Annotated in this window: 4 protein-coding genes; 1 reads left to right on the top strand and 3 read right to left on the bottom strand. The window is 62.7% G+C overall.

The genetic code is table 11. The features are described 5' to 3' along the window. Positions 1-70: 70 nt before the first annotated feature. On the bottom strand, positions 71-1,288 hold the full coding sequence (gene hutI / locus RI841_RS15185) for an imidazolonepropionase (RefSeq protein ID WP_310706472.1): 1,218 nt from the start codon (positions 1,286-1,288) through the stop codon (positions 71-73). A gap of 468 nt (positions 1,289-1,756) precedes the next feature. Here hutI and RI841_RS15190 point away from each other — a divergent pair, with 468 nt between their 5' ends. Further along, a complete protein-coding gene (locus tag RI841_RS15190) occupies positions 1,757-2,008 on the top strand; it encodes a hypothetical protein (RefSeq protein WP_310706473.1) in 252 nt (83 codons plus the stop codon). A 75-nt stretch (positions 2,009-2,083) separates the two neighbouring features. Here the strand turns inward: RI841_RS15190 and hutC are convergent, their stop codons facing one another. Beyond that, on the bottom strand, positions 2,084-2,800 hold the full coding sequence (hutC, locus tag RI841_RS15195; RefSeq protein WP_310706474.1) for a histidine utilization repressor: 717 nt from the start codon (positions 2,798-2,800) through the stop codon (positions 2,084-2,086). A 707-nt stretch (positions 2,801-3,507) separates the two neighbouring features. Continuing rightward, positions 3,508-3,814 (bottom strand): conjugal transfer protein TraG N-terminal domain-containing protein (locus RI841_RS15200; protein ID WP_310706475.1); only part of this gene is annotated, 307 nt, incomplete at its 5' end.

Genomic DNA, 3,814 nt, shown 5'->3' on the forward strand with positions numbered 1-3,814 from the left:
CTCGCTGTCGGGCTCGGGATCAGTGCGCCCCTGCCACAAGGTGCGGTCGAAATCCTGATGAAGCGACGTATCAGACGGCATGGGTCAACTCCCCCTGAAACAGGCGCTGACGCAGGCGACCGGGCTGGACGGCATAAGCCAGTGCGGCCGGGGTGTCGATATTCCAGACACACAGGTCGGCGGCGGCCCCTTCCCGGATCCGCCCTTCTCCCTTGAGTCCGAGGGCAGTCGCGCCATGGGCGGTCATGCCGGCCAGTGCCTCCTGGGGCGTCAGGCGGAACAGGGTGCAGGCCAGGTTCAACATCAAGGTCGGCATGAACAGCGGCGAGCTGCCCGGGTTGGCGTCGGTCGCCACGGCCATGGGCACGCCGGCCTCGCGCAGTGCCGCGATGGGCGGTTGCTGCGTCTCTCGCAGGGTGTGGAAAGCCCCCGGCAGGATCACGGCGACACTACCGGCCTCGCGCATGGCGGCGATCCCGGCCTCATCGAGGTACTCGATATGATCGGCGGAGAGTGCCCCGTGACGGGCCGCCATGGCGGTGCCACCCAGGTTGGAGAGCTGCTCGGCGTGGGCCTTGATCGGCAGGCCATGCGCCTCGGCGGCCTCGAAGACTCGCTCGCACTGCGCCACCGAGAAGGCGATCTTCTCGCAGAACACATCGACGGCATCGGCAAGGCCTTCGCTGGCGGCCGCCGGGACCATCTCCTGGCACACCAGGTCGATATAGCCGTCGCTGTCATCCTTGAACTCCGGCGGCAGCGCATGGGCACCCAGCAAGGTAGTCACCACCCGCACGGGGAGCGCCTCGCCGAGACGGCGCGCCACGCGCAGCATCTTCAGCTCGTCCTCGACCGTCAGGCCGTAGCCGGACTTGACCTCCACGGTGGTGACACCGTCGGCGATCAGCGACTCGAGGCGCGGCTTGGCCAACTCGAGCAGTTCGTCCTCGCTGGCTTCCCGGGTGGCTGTCACGGTGCTCAGGATCCCACCGCCACGCCGGGCGATCTCCTCGTAGCTGACCCCTTCCAGGCGCGCCTCGAACTCATCGGCGCGGGAACCGCCAAACACCAGGTGGGTATGACAGTCCACCAGGCCGGGGGTCATCACGCCGCCCCGGCCCATGTCATGGCAACCTTCCACGATCTCTTCATCGAATTCCCGCATCGACACCAGCGACGCGACCCGCGCCCCGTCGGTGATGACGGCCATGGGTTCGGGCAGCGTGTGCAGCCCGTCGAAGACGTGGATATCGCGCCACAGGAGACGCTTGGGGGTGGTGTTCGACATAGAGGCCTCCTCCAGGGTGGCTCAGCGGATGCAGACTCAATGTATATACAATTAAACCCAGCAGGCTGGATCACGTCAAGCCGCGTTCGCAAGAGGAGACAGAGGGAAAGACACACGCTCTTAGGCGCCTGAATGGATAAAAAATCTATTAAAACAGCAGCTTATAATTTAGCATGGCTCCAGGCCACAGCCATCTTGGGCAAAAAAATGCGACCAATGTCTAGTCCGCACCGCTAGACGAGGACACCGGGTTAGCTAGACTTTTTGTATATACATGTCGTGGCAGGATGACTATCCCGACCCAGTCACCGCACGTCACAAGACAAGAGGTATGCCCATGAATCGCCAAGACCCCAGACTCGGCAACCCGCCGCTGCCGACACCCTGCTCAAGCTGTTCCTGCCCAGTGCGCTGGGCATCCTGATCTTATTCGTACCCATTGAGATCGCCGGTAAGCGCACCATCCCCTTGGACCATATGGTGACCGGCGCGAGTGCCCTGCTGGGGGACGCCAGGGGGCTCTATGCCCTGACGCTGATCGTTGCCGGCGTGGTGTCGGTGCCCACCGTGCTGTTCTTCTCGGCCTCGATCCCGTGCATCCTCTCCACCAGCATTCCGCTATCGGTGGGTCGCATGCTGGTAGTGTGGTTTATCCGCGTGACCCTTAACCTGCTGCAGGCAGTGCCGGCCGGCTATCTGGTGCAGACACTGGTCGTCTGACACAGCCTCCAGACTCGCAACCGCAAACGGCCGGGAATCCCCGGCCGTTTGCGTTGGTAAAGAACGCAGGGGCGCTCATGTCGCCTCGCGATGCATCGAAGAGCGCAGCTTGTAGCGCTCCCCGGGATGAAGCAGTCGGGCATAGCTGATCAACTGTTCGCCCGACCAGGTGCGCCGGATCATGCTCAGGCAGGGGCTCGCGGTATCGATGGCCAGCCACTCGGCAGCCTGATGGTCGGGCAGGACCGCCTCGACGATGTGTTCCACATCGGTGATGGGGCAGGCGGCCACCAGCACCTCATTGGGCGTGTGGCGGGAGAAGTCGGTGTCGAGATAATCCGGGACCCAGCGCGGATTGACGAAACGCCTCTCGAGCTGGATCGGCACATCGTTCTCGAGGTGAAGGATCAGGGTATGGAAGACTCGGCTGCCGAGCCGCACTCCGAGACGTAGCGCCACCTCGTCATCGGCGTCGATCGCTGCGCAGGTCAGCACCTCGTTGCCATACCGATGCCCTCGAGACCGCACCTCCTCGGCGATGTTGTACACCTCGACCAGTGATGACTCCGCCTTTCGATCGGTGACGAAGGTGCCAAGCCCCGGCTGCCGAGTCAGATATCCTTTCTGGACCAGATCGCGGATCGCCTTGTTGGCGGTCATGCGACTGACCTGGAAGTCCCGGGCCAGCTGCTCCTCCGGGGGAATCTGGTGGTGGGCTGGCCACTCACCGCTAGTGATCCTGTCCAGCAGGTGCTGCTGTATCTGCAGATAGAGAGGTGGCGTGCTAGCCATGGGGCATCCTTGGAAGAGAGTATTGTATATACAATTACACTATACTTGTCGCAGAGATACTGTCCACCGCTAGTCTCCCAGAAGCTGAGGAAGCGACAAATTCTGGGGAACCCTTTTGCCTCTCCCTTTTGCGAAAGCGCTCCTTGCCTTTCTGGGTAAGTCCCTTCCCCTTGAGCGCCCTTCCCTTCTCGCCTTTGGCCTTTCAGCCTTTGCCCTCGACCCCTTTTGAGCGTCGCCCGGTGGAGGCTCACCATACAAGCGGCTATGCTTAAATGCTGATGTACCACGGGAGGGATGCCCATGGCGCTGAAATCACTTCTAACCCAGACTGCCAGCGCTGGCCACGAGGCAGCTCAAAAGGCCCACCACAGTAAACAGCAGGCCGGCTGGTCCGATGGCTGGCATACCCAGGCGAGCACGACAGGCTCGCTACGCATACTGCGTGAATCTGCCGCTGGTGTGGCCAAGTCCACCATCCAAACGGCCACCACCCAAGAGGGGTGGCGGCGCATCGCTCGAGGAGCCGGAACAGTTACCGCGGGCACAGTCACCTTGGCCGCTGGCATCGCTGCTTCCACGGCTTAGAGCACTGACGTGCCGGCATCCAGTGCCGCCTCGGATCCATATGCTGAAGGCTGGCAGGACGGTCCTGATGGGTTCGGGTACTACTCTGGAGGGCTCAGGGTCGATGACTGAGGCTCTGAACGTCAGAGTCTGCCGCCAGAGCCCTTCGCCTGCAGTTTCTGCCCGCCCGAGCTACCAGCACTCTGAGCGTTTCCACCTCCCTGCTGAATGCCGCTGCTGAGGGCACCACCTATCCGCATGCCTGCCCAACCGAGCACACCAACCCAGAGCCCCGGCAGTACCAGAAACATCATCCCCTCCACGAACTGCAGCACCATGCGGTCGTAGAGGTTGTTGGCGGCGGAGAGCCAGCTCAGCTTGGCGGCGTCGCTGCGGTAGAGCAGATCCACCAGGTTGGCGTTGATCCAGCGGGCGAGCTCCCACCAGAAG

The sequence above is a fragment of the Halomonas sp. genome, from assembly GCF_031581305.1.
Lineage (GTDB): Bacteria > Pseudomonadota > Gammaproteobacteria > Pseudomonadales > Halomonadaceae > Halomonas.

Bases quoted from the DNA above. Each gene is read 5' to 3' on its own strand.
- hutI (WP_310706472.1), bottom strand. From the start codon at position 1,288: ATGTCGAACACCACCCCCAAGCGTCTCCTGTGGCGCGATATCCACGTC.
- hutC (WP_310706474.1), bottom strand. From the start codon at position 2,800: ATGGCTAGCACGCCACCTCTCTATCTGCAGATACAGCAGCACCTGCTG.